At 68.4% G+C, this 18121-nt stretch carries 17 protein-coding genes; 9 read left to right on the forward strand and 8 right to left on the reverse strand.

Annotated features, from left to right (window positions below; translation table 11 throughout):
• Positions 1 to 14: 14 nt before the first annotated feature.
• Both SALA_RS14585 and SALA_RS14590 read right to left on the reverse strand, forming a co-directional pair.
• Positions 15 to 1259, reverse strand: coding sequence for an ABC transporter permease (locus SALA_RS14585; protein ID WP_011543135.1), 1245 nt, complete (start codon positions 1257 to 1259; stop codon positions 15 to 17).
• On the reverse strand, positions 1256 to 2212 hold the full coding sequence (locus tag SALA_RS14590) for an ABC transporter ATP-binding protein (protein WP_011543136.1): 957 nt from the start codon (positions 2210 to 2212) through the stop codon (positions 1256 to 1258). Before SALA_RS14590 ends, SALA_RS14585 begins: the two co-directional genes overlap by 4 nt.
• A 67-nt stretch (positions 2213 to 2279) precedes the next feature.
• Between SALA_RS14590 and queG the strand changes: the two genes are divergently transcribed.
• Both queG and SALA_RS17680 read left to right on the forward strand, forming a co-directional pair.
• Positions 2280 to 3332 (forward strand): tRNA epoxyqueuosine(34) reductase QueG, encoded by a 1053-nt coding sequence (queG, locus tag SALA_RS14595; protein WP_011543137.1) that lies wholly within the window; start codon positions 2280 to 2282, stop codon positions 3330 to 3332.
• A 17-nt stretch (positions 3333 to 3349) separates the two neighbouring features.
• Complete coding sequence (locus SALA_RS17680; protein ID WP_011543138.1) at positions 3350 to 3607, forward strand: hypothetical protein; 258 nt, start codon at positions 3350 to 3352, stop codon at positions 3605 to 3607.
• Here the strand turns inward: SALA_RS17680 and SALA_RS14600 are convergent.
• Positions 3604 to 3978, reverse strand: coding sequence for a hypothetical protein (locus SALA_RS14600; RefSeq protein ID WP_011543139.1), 375 nt, complete (start codon positions 3976 to 3978; stop codon positions 3604 to 3606). The genes SALA_RS17680 and SALA_RS14600 overlap by 4 nt on opposite strands.
• Positions 3968 to 4657, reverse strand: a complete 690-nt coding sequence (locus SALA_RS14605; RefSeq protein ID WP_041384182.1) for an EI24 domain-containing protein — start codon at positions 4655 to 4657, stop codon at positions 3968 to 3970. Before SALA_RS14605 ends, SALA_RS14600 begins: the two co-directional genes overlap by 11 nt.
• A gap of 109 nt (positions 4658 to 4766) precedes the next feature.
• Between SALA_RS14605 and SALA_RS14610 the strand changes: the two genes are divergently transcribed.
• Positions 4767 to 5765 carry an adenosine kinase gene (locus SALA_RS14610; RefSeq protein ID WP_011543141.1) on the forward strand — a complete coding sequence of 333 codons (999 nt, stop codon included), beginning with the start codon at positions 4767 to 4769 and terminating at the stop codon, positions 5763 to 5765.
• A gap of 98 nt (positions 5766 to 5863) precedes the next feature.
• Here the strand turns inward: SALA_RS14610 and SALA_RS14615 are convergent, their stop codons facing one another.
• From SALA_RS14615 to tsaD, 3 genes are all read right to left on the reverse strand, one after another.
• Positions 5864 to 7390: a lipopolysaccharide biosynthesis protein gene (locus SALA_RS14615; protein WP_011543142.1), complete on the reverse strand. Its 1527-nt coding sequence runs from the start codon at positions 7388 to 7390 to the stop codon at positions 5864 to 5866.
• Positions 7391 to 7466: 76 nt separating this feature from the next.
• Entirely contained in the window at positions 7467 to 8459 is a 993-nt protein-coding gene (locus SALA_RS14620) for an NAD(P)H-dependent glycerol-3-phosphate dehydrogenase (protein WP_011543143.1), read from the reverse strand.
• Positions 8456 to 9490 carry a tRNA (adenosine(37)-N6)-threonylcarbamoyltransferase complex transferase subunit TsaD gene (gene tsaD / locus SALA_RS14625; protein ID WP_011543144.1) on the reverse strand — a complete coding sequence of 345 codons (1035 nt, stop codon included), beginning with the start codon at positions 9488 to 9490 and terminating at the stop codon, positions 8456 to 8458. The genes SALA_RS14620 and tsaD overlap by 4 nt, the downstream gene beginning before the upstream one ends.
• 63 nt (positions 9491 to 9553) lie before the next feature.
• Here tsaD and hemC point away from each other — a divergent pair, with 63 nt between their 5' ends.
• From hemC to SALA_RS14650, 5 genes are read left to right on the forward strand one after another with little or no spacing between them, the layout of a single operon-like run.
• On the forward strand, positions 9554 to 10501 hold the full coding sequence (gene hemC, locus SALA_RS14630; protein ID WP_011543145.1) for a hydroxymethylbilane synthase: 948 nt from the start codon (positions 9554 to 9556) through the stop codon (positions 10499 to 10501).
• Positions 10498 to 11187, forward strand: coding sequence for a uroporphyrinogen-III synthase (locus SALA_RS14635; RefSeq protein ID WP_011543146.1), 690 nt, complete (start codon positions 10498 to 10500; stop codon positions 11185 to 11187). The genes hemC and SALA_RS14635 overlap by 4 nt, the downstream gene beginning before the upstream one ends.
• A 19-nt stretch (positions 11188 to 11206) precedes the next feature.
• A complete protein-coding gene (locus SALA_RS14640; RefSeq protein WP_011543147.1) occupies positions 11207 to 12115 on the forward strand; it encodes a hypothetical protein in 909 nt (302 codons plus the stop codon).
• Positions 12116 to 12162: 47 nt separating this feature from the next.
• Positions 12163 to 13365 (forward strand): acyl-CoA dehydrogenase, encoded by a 1203-nt coding sequence (locus SALA_RS14645; RefSeq protein WP_011543148.1) that lies wholly within the window; start codon positions 12163 to 12165, stop codon positions 13363 to 13365.
• Positions 13358 to 14485 (forward strand): CaiB/BaiF CoA transferase family protein, encoded by a 1128-nt coding sequence (locus tag SALA_RS14650; protein WP_011543149.1) that lies wholly within the window; start codon positions 13358 to 13360, stop codon positions 14483 to 14485. Before SALA_RS14645 ends, SALA_RS14650 begins: the two co-directional genes overlap by 8 nt.
• A 431-nt stretch (positions 14486 to 14916) precedes the next feature.
• Here the strand turns inward: SALA_RS14650 and SALA_RS14655 are convergent, their stop codons facing one another.
• Positions 14917 to 17277: a TonB-dependent receptor gene (locus tag SALA_RS14655; protein ID WP_011543151.1), complete on the reverse strand. Its 2361-nt coding sequence runs from the start codon at positions 17275 to 17277 to the stop codon at positions 14917 to 14919.
• Positions 17278 to 17480: 203 nt separating this feature from the next.
• Here SALA_RS14655 and SALA_RS14660 point away from each other — a divergent pair, with 203 nt between their 5' ends.
• The gene (locus tag SALA_RS14660; RefSeq protein WP_011543152.1) at positions 17481 to 18116 is read left to right on the forward strand and encodes a TetR/AcrR family transcriptional regulator; all 636 of its coding nucleotides are present in this window, start codon (positions 17481 to 17483) and stop codon (positions 18114 to 18116) included.
• The last annotated feature ends 5 nt before the right edge of the window (positions 18117 to 18121 follow it).

Raw genomic sequence — 18121 nt, forward strand, 5'->3', positions numbered from 1 at the left:
TCAATCGACGGACTTCAGGCGCCCCTTGTCCGCCGCCAGAATTGCCAGTGGCCGCCGCCGCTGAGAACGCCCGCGCGGAACAGGCGCACCGCGATCCAGATTACCAGCGCGACCCACAGCGCCTGCCAGCCGAGGGCGAGCAGATGGATCCCCTTCTCGTCGTCCGTCGCGGCGCGCGCCGCCATGGCGAGCGGCGAGGACAAGGGGAAGATTTGCGCAAAGCGGGCAAGGCCGCTGTCCGGCGCGCTCGCCGCGGCCGCCGACAGGCTGAACATGCCGACCTGAAAGATGGTGATCGGCAGGCTCAGCATCTGGATCTCGCGCACCGTCGCCGCCTGGGCGCCGACGCCGAGGAAGACGGCGCCGAGCAGCAGGAAGGACATGACGAAATACCCAAAGCCGATAGCCAGGAAAAAGGGCCATCCGGTCGCGGGCATCGACGCCAGCGCCCCCGCGGCCTTGCCCGCCGCCGCGAGCGTCGCAGGGTCGACCTGCGTCGCGGCGATCAGTCCGGCGCCCAGGGCCATCGCCAGCCAGAAGGCGATGAACAGCACCGCGACGCCGAGGAAGCCGAGCAGCTTGCCCAGAAAGACGCTTTCGAGCGGCACGGCGGCGGCAAGGATTTCGATCACCTTGTTACCCTTCTCTTCGGCGAGTGAACTCACCGTCTGTCCGGCGAGCAGCAGCGTCAGGAGGAAGATGACGAACACCGCGCCGAAGCCCAGCGATTGCTGCATCGCGATGCTCGATCCGGCGCCTTGCAGGCTTTCGAATCGCGGCTCGACAGGGGGGACCGCGCCCGCGACGCGATCCCGCCGCACCTCGTTCGCCAGCAGGGCAAGATAGCGGCCCGAGCTTCCCTCGGCGTTGCGCTCGACGATAAGTGGCGTTTCGATCGGTCCGCTCATTACGGCATGGGTATCGGCGCCCTTTTCGCGTGCAACCGCGCGCGGATCGGGCGCAGCCGGGCCGGCAATACGCACTTCGAGCAGCGGGGGCGCGCCGCCGCCGCGCAAACCATCGCGCAGCCGCCGGTCGGCGGCACGCAGCGCTGCGGCATCGGCTGCATCGACGATCGCCACGATTCGCTCGGCGCCGCGTGCGCTGTCGGCGAGCTGCGACGCGCCGACACCGCCGGCGAGGCCCATCGCGACCATGAACAGCGGCGCGAGAAGGAAAAGGAGGAAGGCCGGGGTTGCGACGATCGCCAGAAAGTCGCGCCGCGCAACCACCAGGATATTTTTCAGGAACGGGGTCACGCGCTTGCCTCCTCGATCGCGTCCCCGGTGGCGTCGGCGTCGAAACCCGCATCGACCTGCCGCACGATATGGACAAAGGCGTCGTGCAGCGCGGGGCGGCTGATCGACAGGCCGCTGACTCCATGGCCGCTCGCGGTGATCCGCGCCAGCAGGGGCTCGACATGCTTGTCGTCGATCGTGAAATGCCAGGCATCGCCGCTGTGTTCGGCGTTCGTCGGCAGACAGGTCGCGATTGCAGCGGCATCGACCGATTCGCGCGGTGTATAGCGCACCTGCATCGGCAGCAGCGCGCGCGCTTCGTCGACCGTGCCCTCGAAGCGCCGCGCCGAGCGCGCGATGACCGCGATGCGGTCGCACAGCCGCTCGGCGTGCGCCATCACATGCGTCGAGAAGAGGATCGTCGCGCCGCGCGCCTGTTCGCGCCGGACGAGCATCTCGAGCCGCTCCTGATTGACGGGATCGAGCCCCGAAAAGGGCTCGTCGAGGACGATGAGGTCGGGGGCGTGGACGATCGATCCGATCAGCTGAACCATCTGCGCCATGCCCTTCGACATCTTGCGGATCTTTTCGTCGATCACGCGCTCCAGCCCCAGTTCGGCCATGAAAGCGGCGGCGCGGCGGCGGCCCTCCGACCAGTCGAGCCCGCGCAGCGCCCCCATGAAGGCGATCGCCTCGCGCGCTTTCATGCCCGGATAGAGCCCACGCTCTTCGGGCAGATAGCCGATGCGACCACGCACGCTTTGCGGTTTCAGCCCGCCGAACAGGCGACTCGTCCCTTCGTCGGGGTCGATGATGCCCAGCATCATCCGCAGGCTGGTCGTCTTGCCCGCGCCATTGGGGCCGAGAACGCCATAGATGCTGCCCGCCGGCACCGCCAGGCTGACGTTATCGACCGCCTTGAAATTGCCGAAATATTTGGTGAGGCCGTTCGCCTCGACGCTGAAATCGCTCAAATGCTGGTCCCCGATCGTCGCTCCCGCAGACTATGGCACGCTGCGATGGCTCGCGTATAGAGCGCCGATGGTTGCCGAAGCCTTGCCTTCCCTCGAAACCCGCCTGGAGGCGGCCGCACGCGCGCAGGGTTTCGTGGCTTTCGGCATCGCCGCTGCCGACGCCGCGCCGCAAACGGCCGCGCGTTTGCGGCAGTGGCTCGCCGACGGACACCACGGCGGGATGATCTGGATGGAAAGCCGCGCCGAGCAGCGTGGATCGCCCAGGGGACTTTGGCCCGCGGTCCGCTCGGTGGTCGCGCTCGGCATGAGCTATGCCCCCGCGCTCGATCCGCTCGCGCTCGCCGACCAGCCGGACCGCGGCCGCATTTCGGTCTATGCGCAGGGCGCCGACTATCATGACGTCGTCAAAAAGGCGCTGAAGGCGACCGCGCGCTGGCTCGTTGCCGAGGCCCCGGACGCCGAGGTCAAGGTGTTCGTCGACACCGCACCGGTGATGGAAAAGCCGCTCGCGGCGGCGGCGGGGCTCGGCTGGCAGGGCAGGCACAGCAATCTCGTCAGCCGCGAGCATGGCAGCTGGTTGTTCCTGGGGGCGATTTACACGACACTCGACCTTGCGCCCTCGCGGGCCGGCCGCGACCGCTGCGGCAGTTGCACGGCGTGCCAGCAAGCCTGCCCGACCGACGCCTTTCCCGCGCCCTATCGGCTCGATGCCCGGCGCTGTATCTCCTATCTCACGATCGAGCATGACGGGCCGATCCCGGACGAGTTCCGCCGCGCCATAGGCAATCGCATCTATGGCTGCGACGATTGCCTCGCCGTGTGTCCGTGGAACAAATTTGCAGGCGCGGCGCACCGCCACCGCGCCTTTTTGCCGCGCGCCGAACTCGCGGCGCCGTCGCTTGCCGACCTGCTCGCGCTCGACGATGCGGGATTCCGCCAGGTCTTCGCCGGCTCGCCGATCAAGCGGATCGGGCGCGGGCGCATGGTGCGCAACGCGGCGATCGCGGCGGGGAACAGCGGCGATGCGCGCTTCGTCCCCGCGCTTCAAAGGCTGGCCGACGATGAATCGCCGATGGTCGCCGACGCCGCGCGCTGGGCGCTTGGCGAACTAGGGTCCTGACCCTAGAGCGCGATGACATGATATTGACCCACCGTGATTGCCCCCTGAAGTTCGTCGGCAAGAAGCGTCTCGCAGGACGGGCTGGTTGCCCGGACCAGAGACGCGCCGCTGTCCGGCGGGCTTCAGGGGGCAACCCCTCCGGGGCGGGTCGATTTTGGCCGATTGCCACGTTGCTCGTCGGGCGCGATGTCCCGCATCGCGCCGCTCCTCGCGCCTCGCACTCGGCCAAAATCGCCTCCGTCACGGTGGATCAATATCATGTCATCGCGCTCTAGCGCCGTAGCGCCTCGGCGCAACTGTTCACGTCGGCGTTGCGACCGTCGGGCACGCGCGCATCGACATGGGTGGCAACGGGATCGGCGCCCGCGCGCGGGGCATAGAAATAAATGTCGAGGATGCAGCGCGGTCCCGCGAACTGCAGCTTGCGCCCCGCGCCTTCGGTCACGTCGAGTCGCGGCTTGCCGAACATCCGCCCGACCGCGTCGACGCTGCTGCCGATCAGCGCGTTGTTCTGCACCGGTCGCACGACGGGCGGGGTCGCGGCGGCGGGCGGGGTCGCGGCGGGGCGCGGGATCGTCGGGCCCGCGCATGCGCCGAGCGTCAGGGCCAGGCCCGCAGCGGCAGCCAACCGTCTATTATTGGTCATTTTTCTTGTTCCCGTCGCCGAGGTGCAGCATGTGGACGGCCATAGCGGCGCTGAGCAGCGGCGCCAACAAATTGGCGACGGGCATCGCAAAGCCTGCGGCGGACAGCAGGCCGAGCGGCCAGCGCGCGCTGCGGCCGAAGCGCGGGCGACCCGGATGGCGCGCGAGCACCATCGCCTCCAGATCGCGGCCCAGCAGCAGCGCGTTGACGAGCAGCGCAAGGATCGGCGTGCCGATGCCGGTGACGAGCAGCAGGATATAGAGCGGCAGCGCGAGCAGATTGCCGCCGATCAGCCGGCCGAGCGACGCCAGCGCGAGGCGGATGTTCTGGCCCCAGCCGACATCGACCGCGCGCGCCGCGGCGGCGGGATAATGGCGCCCCTCGACATCGGCGACGATTGCGTCGGCGAACAGGCCGATGACGATGATCGCGACCGCGCGAAACAGCAGCCAGCCCCCCGCGAGCAGACCAAGGACGGCGAGGATGCTCGCCAGGTCGCGCGTCGCCGCATCCAGCCAGCTCCAATGTTCGAGCGCCCAGCGCGCGCTGAAAAAGATCGCGGCGCCCGACAGCGCGAGGAGCAGCAAGGTGAGCGCCAGGCTCTGCGCAAGGATGGCGCGCGCGCGCGGGCTGGCAAGGTCGCGGATCGCGAGCAGGAAAGCGTGGAGCGCGCGGGTCATCGCCGCTCGATGGTCGGCACGGGGCGCAGCGTCAAGCGCCCGTGCTTGCGTTCGTTCGTCGCGGCCCCTAAAGGCGCGCGCAGCTTTTCCCTTCAGCACAGGATTATTCATGGCCGCCACCGCCCGTTTCGATGTCGTCGCGATCGGCAATGCAATCGTCGATGTCCTTGCCCGCGCCGACGATGCGCTGATCGAGGCCGAGGGGCTGACCAAGGGGTCGATGCGGCTGATCGATGGCGCCGAGGCCGAGCGCCTCTATGCCGCAATGGGCCCGGCGATCGAAATGTCGGGCGGGTCGGCGGCGAACACGCTCGCGGGCATGGCGGCGCTCGGCGAACGCTGTGCCTTCATCGGGCAGGTCGCCGACGACCAGCTCGGCGCGGTATTCACCCACGATCTGCGCGCGCTCGGCGTCGCCTATGAAACCCCGGCGCTCAAGGACGGCGCGCCGACCGCGCGCTGCCTGATCCTTGTCACCCCCGACGGGCAGCGGACGATGAACACCTTTCTGGGTGCGAGCCATTTGCTCGATCGGGTGATGATCGACGAGGCGTGGATCGCCGACGCCGAAATCCTCTATCTCGAAGGCTATCTCTGGGATCCGCCGCTGTCGCGCGCGGCGATGCGGCGCGCGATCGACGTCGCGCGCGCAGCAGGGCGCAAGGTCGCCTTCACCCTCTCGGACGCCTTCATCATCGAGCGCCACGGGCCCGATTTCCGCGCGCTGATCGCCGAGGGGCTGTTCGACATCCTCTTTGCGAACGAGGTCGAAATCCGCGCGCTCGCCGAAACGCAGGATTTCGAGGCGGCGGTCGCCAGGATCGCGCCGCAGGTGCCTTTGCTCGTCGTCACGCGCGGCTCGCACGGCGCGCTGGCGATCCAGGGCGGCGTCCGCACCGAAGTCCCCGCCGAACCCATTGAAACGGTCGTCGATACCACGGGCGCGGGCGACCTGTTTGCTGCCGGATTTCTGTCGGGCCTCGCCGAGGGGCGCCCGATCGCCGATTGCCTGACGATGGGTGCGGTGTGCGCGCGCGAGATCATCGCGCAGGTCGGGCCGCGTGCGCAGACCGACCTCAAGGCGAAGGTCGCTGCGCGACTGGGATAGGACCCGAAAGTGGTCGCAGGTGGCTCCCCAATCGTCGCTGTCGCGCAGCGACGGGGAGGTGGCAGCCCGCTCACCGCCCCGAAGCCGCCGTCTGACTGTCAAACCGCCACGACCTTGTCCGGCGGGTGCTTCTTGAACAGCTCGCGGTCGGCGGGGCCGAAGCCGCGCGTCCAGATCAGCCAGCCATAGATGCCGAGGATGACGGGGACGCCGATCAGCAGCTCGGCCCATTCGGGAAGCTGCGTCGCGCCCCAGCCGAGCACCGTGGCGCCGGTGGTCGCCCAGACGAGCGCCCAGCGCAGGCTGTTCACCGGCGCGCCAAGGATGTGCGAGAGGAGGCGCGCCTTGACCAGCGACGCAAAGCCGAGCGCGATCATCAGCGCGAGCGCGACCGCCGCGGCATAATAGATCGGCGGCAAGCCCATCGACTGCGCGATCAGGATCAGTGCGACGCTGAGCGCCGCCTGCAGCGCGAGCGTCGCGATGCTGATGAGCAGGTTGCGGTGGCGCGCGACATAGACGAGCGCCGCTTCGCTGACCACGGCGGTGGCAGCGACGACCTCGGCGGCGAGCAGGAAGGCGAGCGCGGCGGTGCCGCTCACAAACTCGGGACCGACGAGCCCCATCACCGCCTCACCGGGAATGCCGAGCGCCAGCGCGACCCCGGCTTGCGCGGCGATGATCCAGAAGCCGACCTGGCTCACCTGCGCCGCGACCGCGGAAAGCCGCTTTTCGGCGAGATTGCGCGTGATGACGGGGCCGAGAATCGGCTCGAAGCTCGTCTTGAGCTTTTGCGGCAGCGAGGCGACCTGCTGCGCCATATAATAGATGCCGTAGATCGTCGGCGAGGTGAACTGGCCAAGGATGAAGAGGTCGAGGCGGCGTGTCCCCCATTCGATCGCGTCGGCGGCGGCGAGCGGGGCGTTGCGCCGCGCCAGCGTGATGAGCTGCGCGGGGTGCGGTCGCCATACGCCCGGCCCTCCGAAATGGCGGACCATCGGGATGAGCGCGGTCAGGAAGGCGCCGAGCATCGCCGCGGCATAGGACAGCATCAGCCCGTTTTCGGCCGACACGAACCAGAATCCCGCCGCCGCGGCGCTGATCACCCACGGTTCGACGATCGCGCGCGCGCGCACCGTGGCGCCGATGTCGAACTTGTAGGCGCACGCGGCCAGGGCGATGTCGGTCCCCGCGATCACAAAGACGAGGCACGCCATCCAGCGGTCGATTTCGTTGATGTTGCCCGCGGGATACATGAGCTGCGGCAGCAGGAGGAGCAGCACCGATCCCGCGGCCGAGGCCAGGAACGCCACGAACATGCCGTCCCAGACGACGGTGCGCTGGTCGGCGCCGGGCGCGCTCAGCTGTTCGGCGAGGCCGCGCTTGAGGCCGAGCGTCGCGAGCTGCGCGACAAGTTCGATGACCAGCACCGCAAAGGCGAAACGCCCGACCGCTTCGGGCCCGTACCAGCGGCCCGCGACATAGAGAAAGGGCAGGCGCGCGACGAGGCGCAGGATGAAGCCGAAAAAGTTGGTGCGCCCGCCCTTGGCAAGCGCAACGGTGTCGGCGTCCTGCGGCGATGCACGGGGCGAAAGGGGCGCGGCTGCGCTGTCCGTCTGGCTCAAGCCTCGCGCCCCTTCTGCTGATCCCCGGCGGGCATCCTAGCGCGGCGGGAAGGGGCAGGCAATCGGTGGAAATCTGTCATTGCCCTTCGGGTCGCAGCGGGCGGCTGAGCAGGGCCTGAATGGCGTCGGCGACGCGCATCTCGCCCGCGACGAGGCGCGCGACGGTGTCGGTGATCGGCATGTCGACCCCGTCGGCACGCGCCGCAGCGGCGACGACCGGGGCGCTGAATGCGCCCTCGGCGATCGTGCGCCGGTCGGCCATCAGCGTCTCGATCGCCTCGCCGCGTCCCAGTCCCTGACCAAGCGCGAAATTGCGCGAATTGGCGGAGGTGCAGGTGAGCACGAGGTCGCCGAGCCCGGCGAGACCCGCGAGCGTTTCGGCCTTTGCCCCGCGCGACAGGCCGAAGCGCGTCATTTCGGCAAAGCCCCGGCTGATCAGCGCCGCGCGCGCGTTGAGCCCGAGTCCCGCCCCTTCGACGATGCCGCACGCGATCGCGAGGATGTTCTTGACCGCCCCGCCGATTTCGGCGCCGATCACGTCGGTCGACACATAGGGGCGGAAATGCGGGCGCGCGAGCGCCTGCGCAAGCTCGGTGGCGAGCGCGGGGTCGGCGGCGGCGAGCGTGATCGCGGTCGGCAGGCCGGCGGCGACTTCATGCGCAAAGGTCGGGCCCGACAGCACCGCGTGCGGGCGACCGGGCGCCAGGTCGCGCGCCATGTCGACCGGGAAGGCGAAACTGCCCGCCTCCATCCCCTTGCTGCAAAAGACCAGCGGCGCGTCGCCCGGCGGCAGTTCGGTGAGCACGGCGCGCAGATAGGGCACGGGGACGACGACCAGCAGCGCGTCGAGATCGGTCATCGCCGCCAGATCGGTGGTGGCGGTGAGCGACGAGGAGAGCGGCGCGCCGGGAAGGAAGACCGGATTGCGATGCTCGGCATTGATCGCGGCGACCACATCGGCCTCGCGCGCCCACAGGCGCACCGGCGCGCCATCGGCGGCGAGGAGCTGCGCCAGCGCGGTGCCCCACGCTCCGCCGCCGACAATGCCGAAATTGCGATACGACGTCATGCTTTCACTCCCGCGCCGCGCACTGCTTCGGCTGCGGGGTCGAGCGGCCAGCGCGGGCGCGCCGCAGTATCGAGCGGGTCGGTCAGCCCCGCGGCAAAGCGTTCGGCGCCCGCCCAGGCGATCATCGCGCCATTGTCGGTGCAGAGCCACAGCGGCGGCGCGACGAAGGGCTTGTCGAAGCGCGCGGCGAGGTCGGTGAGCGCGGTGCGGATCGCGCCATTGGCCGCGACGCCGCCCGCGACGACGAAGGCCCTGGCATCGGGGCACGCCGCGAGCGCGCCGCGGCTGCGATCGACGAGGCAGTCGACGACGGCCTGCTGGAACGAGGCAGCGAGATCGGCAACGTCATGGGTTCCGCTCGCCGCGGCGCGCGCGACCGCGCTTTTCAGCCCGGCAAAGGAGAAATGCGGCTCGGCGCTGCCGACGAGCGGGCGCGGCAGCGGCACGGCGTGCGGGTCGCCTTCGGCCGCGATGCGTTCGACCGCGGGACCACCCGGATAGCCGAGGCCGAGCAGCTTGGCGGTCTTGTCGAACGCCTCGCCCGCGGCATCGTCGATCGTGGTGGCGAGACGGCGATAATCGCCGACGCCCTTTACGAGCAGCAACTGGCAATGCCCGCCCGAGACGAGCAGCAGCAGATAGGGAAAGTCGAGGGTCGGATCGGCGAGCCGCGGGCTGAGCGCATGGCCCTCGAGATGGTTGACCGCGATCAGCGGCTTGTTCGCGGCGTGCGCCAGCGCCTTGCCGGTGACGAGGCCGACCATCACCCCGCCGATCAGCCCCGGCCCGGCGGTCGCTGCGATCGCATCGACGTCGGCGAGCGTCACGCCCGCGTCATCGAGCACGCCTTCGACGATCGGCGCGAGCCGGTCGACATGCGCGCGCGCGGCGATTTCGGGTACCACGCCGCCATAGGGCCGGTGTTCGGCCTCCTGTCCCGCAACGCGGTGCGCGAGGACGCGCCGGTCGCCGGTGACAAGCGCCGCTGCCGTTTCGTCGCAGCTCGATTCGAGGCCGAGGATCAGGGTCATATTGTCGCGCGTTCCTTTACCCGCCCCTTTATCGGAAGGGCAAGCCGCGCTAGCAGCAGCCGGATGAACGAGCTTGCGACCCCCGACAACCCGCTTCGCATCGGCACGCGCGCCTCGCCGCTGGCGATGGCGCAGGCGCATATGGCGGCGGCCGCTCTGATCGCGGCGCACGGGCTCGCCATGGCGGCGCTCGAAATCGTGCCGATGACCGCGACGGGCGACCGGATTCAGGATCGCGCGCTCGCCGAGGTTGGCGGCAAGGCGCTGTGGACGCGCGAGCTTGACGCCGCGCTCGATGCGGGGACGATCGACGTCGCCGTCCATTCGCTCAAGGATGTCGAAACGCTGCGCGACGCGCGCTTTTTCCTGGGCGCGATGCTCGAGCGCGCCGATCCGCGCGACCGGCTGGTGGTGCGCGAGGGGATTGCCGCGCAAAAGATTTCCGAGCTGCCGCACGGCGCCCGGCTGGGGACGAGCAGCCCGCGGCGCGCGGCGCAGGTGCGGCGGCTGCGCCCCGATCTCGACACGGTGTTGCTGCGCGGCAATGTCGCGACGCGGCTCGCCAAGCTCGCCGCGGGCGAGGCCGACGCGACCCTGCTCGCCGCGGCGGGGCTCGAACGGCTGGGGATGCACGACATCGGCGCTGTGCAGGGCACGGAACTGCTGCTGCCGGCGGCGTCGCAGGGCGCGATCGGCATCGAATGCCGCGCCGACGACGCGGCAACCATCGCGCTGCTCGCCGCGATCGACCATGCGCCGACGCATCGCGCCGTCGCCGCCGAACGCGCCCTGCTCGCGGTGCTCGGCGGCGATTGCCGCTCGCCGGTCGCGGCCTATGCGGAGTGGCAGGCGGACGGCGTTCTCCGCCTCGATGCAGAGATTTTCTCCGAAGATGGCGCCGATCATGTCGCGGGGCATGTCATCGTCACCGACGCCGGGGTCGTCGCGGCGCTGGGGCATCGGCTGCTGGCCGAAGCGCCGCCGAGCATCCGGCGGTTGTTCGCGACATGAGCGACGGCGCGCCGCTGATCGTCACGCGCCCCGAACCGGGCAATGCGGCGACGGTCGCGCGTGCGCGTGCGCTGGGTTTTGATGTTCATGCGATGCCGCTGTTCGCCGCGCGGCCGCTCGACTGGACCCCGCCCGACGCCGCCGATTTCGACGCGCTGCTGCTGACCAGCGCCTTTGCCGCGCGGCTCGCCGGGCCGGGGCTGGGCGCGCTCGCATCGCTTCCCGCCTATGCCGTCGGCCCGGCCACGGCGGAGGCCGCGCGAGCGGCGGGGCTGACCGTCGCGATGGCCGGGGCGGCTGGCGCCGAGCGGCTTCTTGACGACATGACATCATCTGAAATCGCGCGAATCCTGTGGCTTTGCGGGCGCGACCGAACGGCGCTTCGGGTTGGCGACGCGATGCTGGCGCCGCTGCCCTGTTATGCGGTCGATCCGGTCGACCCGCCCCCGGCGTGGAGCGCGCTGATCGCGGCGCCGGCGATATTGCTCGCGCATTCGGCGCGCGCGGCGGAGCGGGTTGCAGCACTGGCGGGGACGGCGCGCGGGCATCTGTCGCTGGTGGCGATCAGCGCGGCGGTCGCGCAGGCTGCGGGTGCGGGGTGGCGCGTCTGTGCCGTGGCGGCGGAGGCGAATGATGCCGCAATGTTGGCACAGGCGCGCGCTTTGTGGCACAAGGGTGCGAAATAGGGTCGTTCGAAAGAGACATATGGCAATCGACAATCTCGATACTTCCTCGTCCGTGGGCGAGGCGGTCCCCGCACGGGGGCTATCGTTTCGAGCCCTCGCCATCGCCGCCTTTCTGGCGCTTCTGATCGGGGTCGTGGGGGGCGGATGGGCGGTGAACCGCTGGTTGACCGACGCCAGCGCTCCGGCGGCGCGGACGGCGGCGACGCCGAAGGCCGGGGTCGATCCGCTGCTGATCGCGGGCGATGCGGTCAAGGCGGCCGAAGCGGGGGCGCCGCTCGTCATTGCTCCGGTCGATGGCGCCGGTGCGCTGGCGGCGCGCGTCGCCGAGCTCGAACAGCGGTTGTCACGCATCACGCTCCAGGCCGAGTCGGCGTCGGGCAATGCGTCGCGCGCCGAGGGGCTGCTCGTCGCTTTTGCCGTGCGCCGCGCGCTCGACCGCGGATTGTCGCTCGGCTATCTCGATGCGCAGCTTCGCCTGCGTTTCGGCGACGATCAGCCCAATGCGGTCAAGACGATCATCGATACCTCGCGCGATCCGGTGACGCTCGAACAATTGCGCACGCAGCTCGATGCCCTCGCGCCGCAGCTCGTCGGTCGCAGCAGCGAATCGGGCGGCAGCTTGTGGACCGGACTGCGCCGCGAACTCGGCGAATTGTTCGTTGTGCGCGCGGCGGGCACGCAGTCGCCCCGCGCGTCTGAACGGCTCGACCGCGCGCGCCGCTACCTCGCCGCCGGACAGGCCGACAAGGCGATTGCCGAGGTCGAGGCAATGCCCGGCGTCGACGCCGCGGGCGAATGGCTGATCGACGCGCGCCGTTATCACGAAGCACGGCGCGCGCTTGACCTGATCGAGACCGCGGCGATATTGGAACCGCGCGACAGCCCTGCTGCCGCGCTGGCCGAAAAAACGGCCGCCCCGACCCCGTAGCGCGCATTCCTTCAAGGGGTGCCGCCGTCTTTAGGAAAGCCCTTTCCATGGCCCTCGCCGATCCGCAGCGCATCGAAGCGCTCGACCCGCTCGATCCCCTCGCGCTCGATGCACAGCTGAGCGAGGAGGAGCGGATGATCCGCGACGCCGCGCGCTCCTATGCGGAGGGCGAACTGCTCCCGCGCGTGACCTCGGCCTTTCTCGACGAACGCTTCGACCGTGAAATCATGTCGGAAATGGGTCGGCTCGGACTGCTCGGCGCGACGATCGATCCCGAATATGGCGGCGCGGGGCTCAATTATGTCTCCTACGGGCTGATCGCGCGCGAGGTCGAGCGCATCGATTCGGGATACCGCTCAGCCTGTTCGGTGCAGAGCAGCCTCGTGATCCATCCGATCAACGCCTATGGCAGCGAGGAACAGAAGCGCAACTTCCTGCCCGGACTGACTTCGGGCGAACTCGTCGGCTGCTTCGGCCTGACCGAACCCGACGCCGGCAGCGATCCCGCCGGGATGCGCACGCGCGCCGAAAAGATCGAAGGCGGCTATCGCCTCAAGGGCGCGAAGATGTGGATCACCAATTCGCCGATCGCCGACGTCTTTGTCGTGTGGGCGAAGTCCGACGCGCACGGCGGCGCGATCCGCGGCTTCCTGCTCGAAAAGGGGATGAAGGGCCTGTCGGCGCCGAAGATCGAGGGCAAGGTGTCCTTGCGCGCGTCGGTCACCGGCGAGATCGTCATGGACGGCGTCGAGGTCGGCGAGGATGCGCTTCTGCCGCACGTATCGGGGCTCAAGGGGCCATTCGGTTGCCTCAACCGCGCGCGCTATGGCATCGGCTGGGGCGCGATGGGCGCGGCGGAGTTCTGCTATGAAGCGGCGCGCAATTATACGCTCGAGCGCAAGCAGTTCGGGCGCCCGCTCGCCGCGAACCAGATCGTGCAGTTGAAGCTCGCCAACATGCTCACCGAGATCGCGCTTGGCACCCAGGCGGCGCTGCGCGTCGGCCGGCTGATCGACGAAGGGCATCTGGCCCCCGACATGATCAGTTTCCTGAAACGCAACAATTGCGGCAAGGCGCTCGACATCGCGCGCACCGCGCGCGACATGCACGGCGGCAACGGCATTTCGGCCGATTATCATGTCATCCGCCACGCGGTGAATCTCGAAACGGTGAACACCTATGAAGGGACGCACGACGTCCACGCGCTGATCCTTGGCCGGGCGATCACGGGCATTTCGGCCTTTGCCTGATCCGAAACCGCTGGAGGGCATCCGCGTCGTCGAGCTGGCGCGGGTGCTCGCGGGCCCGTGGTGCGGGCAATTGCTCGCCGATCTGGGAGCCGAGGTGGTCAAGGTCGAACGGCCGGGCGCGGGCGACGACACGCGCGAATGGGGGCCGCCCTTCGTCACCGGCGACGATGGCGAGCATCTCGGCGCCGCCTATTACCACAGCTGCAACCGCGGCAAGCGCAGCGTCGCCGTCGATATTGCGAGCGCCGAAGGGCAGGCCGAGGCGCGCGCGCTGCTCGCCGATGCCGATGTCGTCATCGAAAATTACAAGGTCGGCGGGCTCGCCAAATATGGCCTCGACCCCGCGGCGCTGCGCGCCGATTTTCCGCGGCTGATCGTCTGCTCGATCACCGGCTTCGGACAGACCGGCCCCTATGCGCACCGTGCGGGCTATGACTATATCATCCAGGCGATGAGCGGCTTCATGTCGCTGACCGGCGAGCCCGACGGGCCGCCGCAAAAGGCGGGGATCGCCTATGCCGACATTTTCACCGGTCTCTATTCGGCTGTGGCGGTGCTCGCGGCGTTAAGGCGGCGTGACGTCACGGGATCGGGCGCGCATATCGACATGGCGCTGCTCGATTCGCAGGTGGCGGTGCTCGCCAATCAGGCGGCCAATTTTCTCGCGAGCGGCGTCGCGCCGAAACGAATGGGCAATGCGCATGCCAATGTCGTTCCCTATCAGGTCTTTGCCACCGCCGACGGTCAGCTGGTGATCGCGGTGGGCAACGACGCGCAATATCGCAGGCTCTGCGCGATTCTGGGCGTGCCCGAATGGGGCGCGGATTCGCGCTTTGCCACCAATGCCGCGCGGCTGGCGAACCGCGACGAACTGATCCCGCTGCTTGCGGCGAAGATTGCGACCTGGGAGGCGCAGCCGCTGTCGCTGGCGCTCGAGGCCGAGGGTGTGCCCGCGGGGCCGATCAACGACCTCGCGCAGCTGTTCGCCGACCCGCAGGTGATCGCGCGCGGGATGCGTTTCCGCCCCGACGGCGCGGCGATCGACGGCGTGGCCAGTCCGATCGTCATTGACGGCGAACGCATGGTCGCGTCGGGCGGAGCGCCGCGGCTGGGTGACTGACGCCGGGTTTCGGCCGGACCTGGCCGTCGCCGCGTCCCCAACCCGTTCGCATCGAGCGAAGTCAAGATGCCTCTCGGGCTAGGCTTGATGCCGATGGGTGTCTCGACTTCGCTCGACACAAACGGAAAGCGGGAACGGTCCGCTAACCACGCAAGTCCGACATCCACCGCCAAAAAAACGCTGTCCTACATGGCTCGGCTGTGCCAGCGTTCGTGTCGGCTCCTTCAATATGTGGACAAAAAAGCGGCCACTGCCCGGCTTATGGGTGCGGGCAATATCCGCGCGCGACATGGTCGGCGGGGCGCGGCAAACGGGCCGCCGCACAAGGCTGACCTTTCCTGACCTTTGGAAATGATTTCGCCGCCCCTGCGCAGAAAAAAGGGGCGCCGCTATGGACGCCCCTTCCCCCCCCTGGGCATTGAATGCGCCGGTCAGAACTTGACCGTGCCCGTGACGAAAACCTGCCGCGGGTTGCCGTAGAAGGCGGTGAGCGTGCCCTCGGTGCCGAGTGCCGAGCGCGGCAGGCCGTTGGCGCCGAGGGCCGGGACGCCCGTTACGGGATCGACGACGATGAAGGTATAGCCCGAGGTCTTGTACTTCTTGTTCGTCAGATTCTTGCCGAACAGCCCGAGGCTCCAGCGATCGTCGGGCGCGGTATAGACCAGGCTCGCATCCCACAGCGCAAACCCCTTCTGGTCGATATAGGGGTTCGGGATTTCGAACTGGTGGGTCTTGCTGCGATAGGACAGCGTCGTGCCGAAGCGGATCTCGCCGTCGCCGACCGGGGTCGAATAGGCGAGCGTGCCGCTGGCGGTCCATTTCGGCGTGTTCTGCACCTCGCGGAAATCGGCGACATCGGTGGGTACGCCGCCGATGTTGGTGACATATTCCTTATATTGCGCGTCGATATAGCCCAGCGCGGTCGACAGCGTCAGCCGATCGCCGGCCGCCGCCATATCTTCGGCAAGGCGCGCGCGGCCTTCGAACTCCAGCCCCTTGAAAGTCGCCTTGCCCGCGTTCGAGACGACGCCGCAGAAAGTCGGCAGGCCGCCGACGGTGCAGGCAACCGAACCCGGAATCTGGACGTCCGAATAATCGGCGTAGAAGGCCGCGAGCGCGACGTTGACCGCGCCGTCCATCAGGCTGCCCTTGTAGCCGACTTCATAGCTGTCGACCTGTTCGGGAAGGAAGCTCAGGAAGGACGCGACCTCGGCATCGGTCGGGCTGCCCGGAATGGCGGCCGGTGCGTTGACGCCGACGCCGCGCGGATCGAAGCCGCCGCCCTTGAACCCCTGCGAATAGCTGGCGTAGAAATTATGGTCGCTCGTCGGCTGATATTGGAGCGAGACGCGCGGGGTGAACTTGTTGAACTTGCGGCTGCCGTCGAAATTGGTGCTGGGTGCGCCGAAGGGCACGCCCGCGCCGCCGAAGACGGGCGATCCGCCGCCGAGATAATTCTGGCGCAGGATCGACGCGGTGCGCTTGTCCCAGGTGTAGCGGCCGCCGACCGACAGGCTGAACTGATCGCTGAAATCATAGGTGAAATCGCCGAAGACGGCGAAGGTCGTGGTATCGACATCGGCCTCGGTAAAGGCGGTCAGCCCGGCAAAGGTGTTGAAGATGCGGACGTCGAACAAGGTGTCGGCGGTCGCGTCGAGATAATAGAAGCCGAGCAGGCCCTTCAGGCGATCGCCCTCATAAAGCAGCTGGAGTTCCTGGCTGATCTGTTCGTTGAAATAAAAGCCGGGGACATCGACGTCGACCGCGGGCAGCGCGTCGAAATCGATCGGGGTCGCCGACTTGTCCTTGCGCCACGCGCTGATCGACCGCAGCGTCACCGTGTCGCTGAGCTCGGCGGATACGTTCATGGCGAGGCCATAGGCCTCGATCTCCTGTTTGGGGTCGTTCAGGCCGCCGCGGGTGTCGAAGACATTGTCGAGGACGGGGGCGCCCGTCGCGAGGCTGGGGATCAGGCGGTGGCCGCCGCGCGGCGCGCTCTTGTCCTTGGTATAATCGCCCGAAATGCGGATGAGCACCGGCTCGCCATAGCCGCCAAGCTCGACCGTGCCGCGCCCGGCCCAGACGTCCTTGTTGTAGTTTTCGAGCCCGTTGGTCAGATTGTCGCCGAACCCGCCGCGCGACAGCCGCGCCCCCGCGACGCCGACGCGGAGCAGGTCGCTGACCGGCGCGCTGGCGCTGACCACCAGGTCGGCCTGGTCATAGCTGCCATAGGTGCCCTTGATCCTCAGCGAAAACTCCTGCGGCAGCGGCTTGGTCACATATTTGACCGCGCCGCCGATCGTGTTGCGGCCATAAAGCGTGCCCTGCGGCCCGCGCAGCACCTCGATCCGCTCGACCTCGTAAATGTCGAGCACCGCGGCCTGCGGGCGGTTGAGGTATACATCGTCGAGATAGATGCCGACGCCCTGTTCGAAGCCCGAAACCGGATCCTGCTGCCCGACGCCGCGGATGAAGGCGCTGAGCGTCGAATTGGTGCCGCGCGACGCCTCCAGCGTCGTGTTCGGCGTCGTCGCGCCGATGTCGGTGATGTCGATCGCGCCCGCCTTGGCCAGCGCGTCACCCGAATAGGCGGTGATCGCGACCGGCACGTCGATCAGCCGCTCGTCGCGACGGCGCGCGGTGACGATGATTTCATTGTCGCCGCTATCCTCGCTGGCACCGGCGGGTTCGACGCCAGCGTCCTGCGCGATGGCGGCAGGAGCGAAGGCGAGCACCGAAAGCGTGCTGGTGGCAAGGATGGCGCGGCGCAGCGTGCGAGCGAAAGGACGCATGAAAGTCTCCCAATGACGGGCGGCCCCTCGCCACCCCTGCTTTCGTTGAGCCTGGAGCTTGCCAAGCCGTCGCACAGTCAATAATGAAAGCTGAACCAAGTTTCAACTTGGAATGTGCGCCGATCTTTTTTTGCTTGCCAGTGGTGCAGAAATGCCACGATTGAGCAGGCGGGCGGGCCGAATGAAGGGGAGGCGGAAGCACCATGGATCAACCGCAGGCCGCACCAGGCGGAGGCGCGAGCGAAGCGCGCGACAAGACGCCGCGCACCGAACGCGGGCGCCGCACCCTGCGCAAGCTGCTCGATGCCGCGGCGGTCGAGTTCGGCGAGCGCGGCTTTCACGAGGCGTCGATCAGCGCGATCACGCGCCGCGCCGGGACCGCGCTCGGCAGTTTCTATACCTATTTCGATTCGAAGGAGGAAATCTTCCAGGCGCTCGTGCGCTATATGAGCGAGCAATTGCGCGACCATGTGACGCCGCGCGTTCAGGCCGCCCCCGACGAGATCCGCGCCGAACGCATCGGGCTCGAATCCTATCTCGGCTTCGTGCGCGAGCATAAGGAGATTTACCGCATCATCGATGAGGCCGAGTTCGTCGATTACGAAAGCTATCGCCGCCACTATGAAACGACGGTCGAGCGCATCCGGCAGCGACTGGAGGCCGGCGCCGCGCGCGGCGAAATCCGCGCCGACGTCGGCGAAATCCACGCCTGGGCGATCGGCGGCATGAACGTGTTTCTGGGGATGCGTTACGGGCTGTGGGACACCGACAGCGACATTTCCGAAATTGCGCGGATCGCGAATGATATGCTGGCCAATGGCTTAAAAAAAAGAGATTGAAGGCC

The organism is Sphingopyxis alaskensis RB2256, assembly GCF_000013985.1.
Taxonomy (GTDB): domain Bacteria; phylum Pseudomonadota; class Alphaproteobacteria; order Sphingomonadales; family Sphingomonadaceae; genus Sphingopyxis; species Sphingopyxis alaskensis.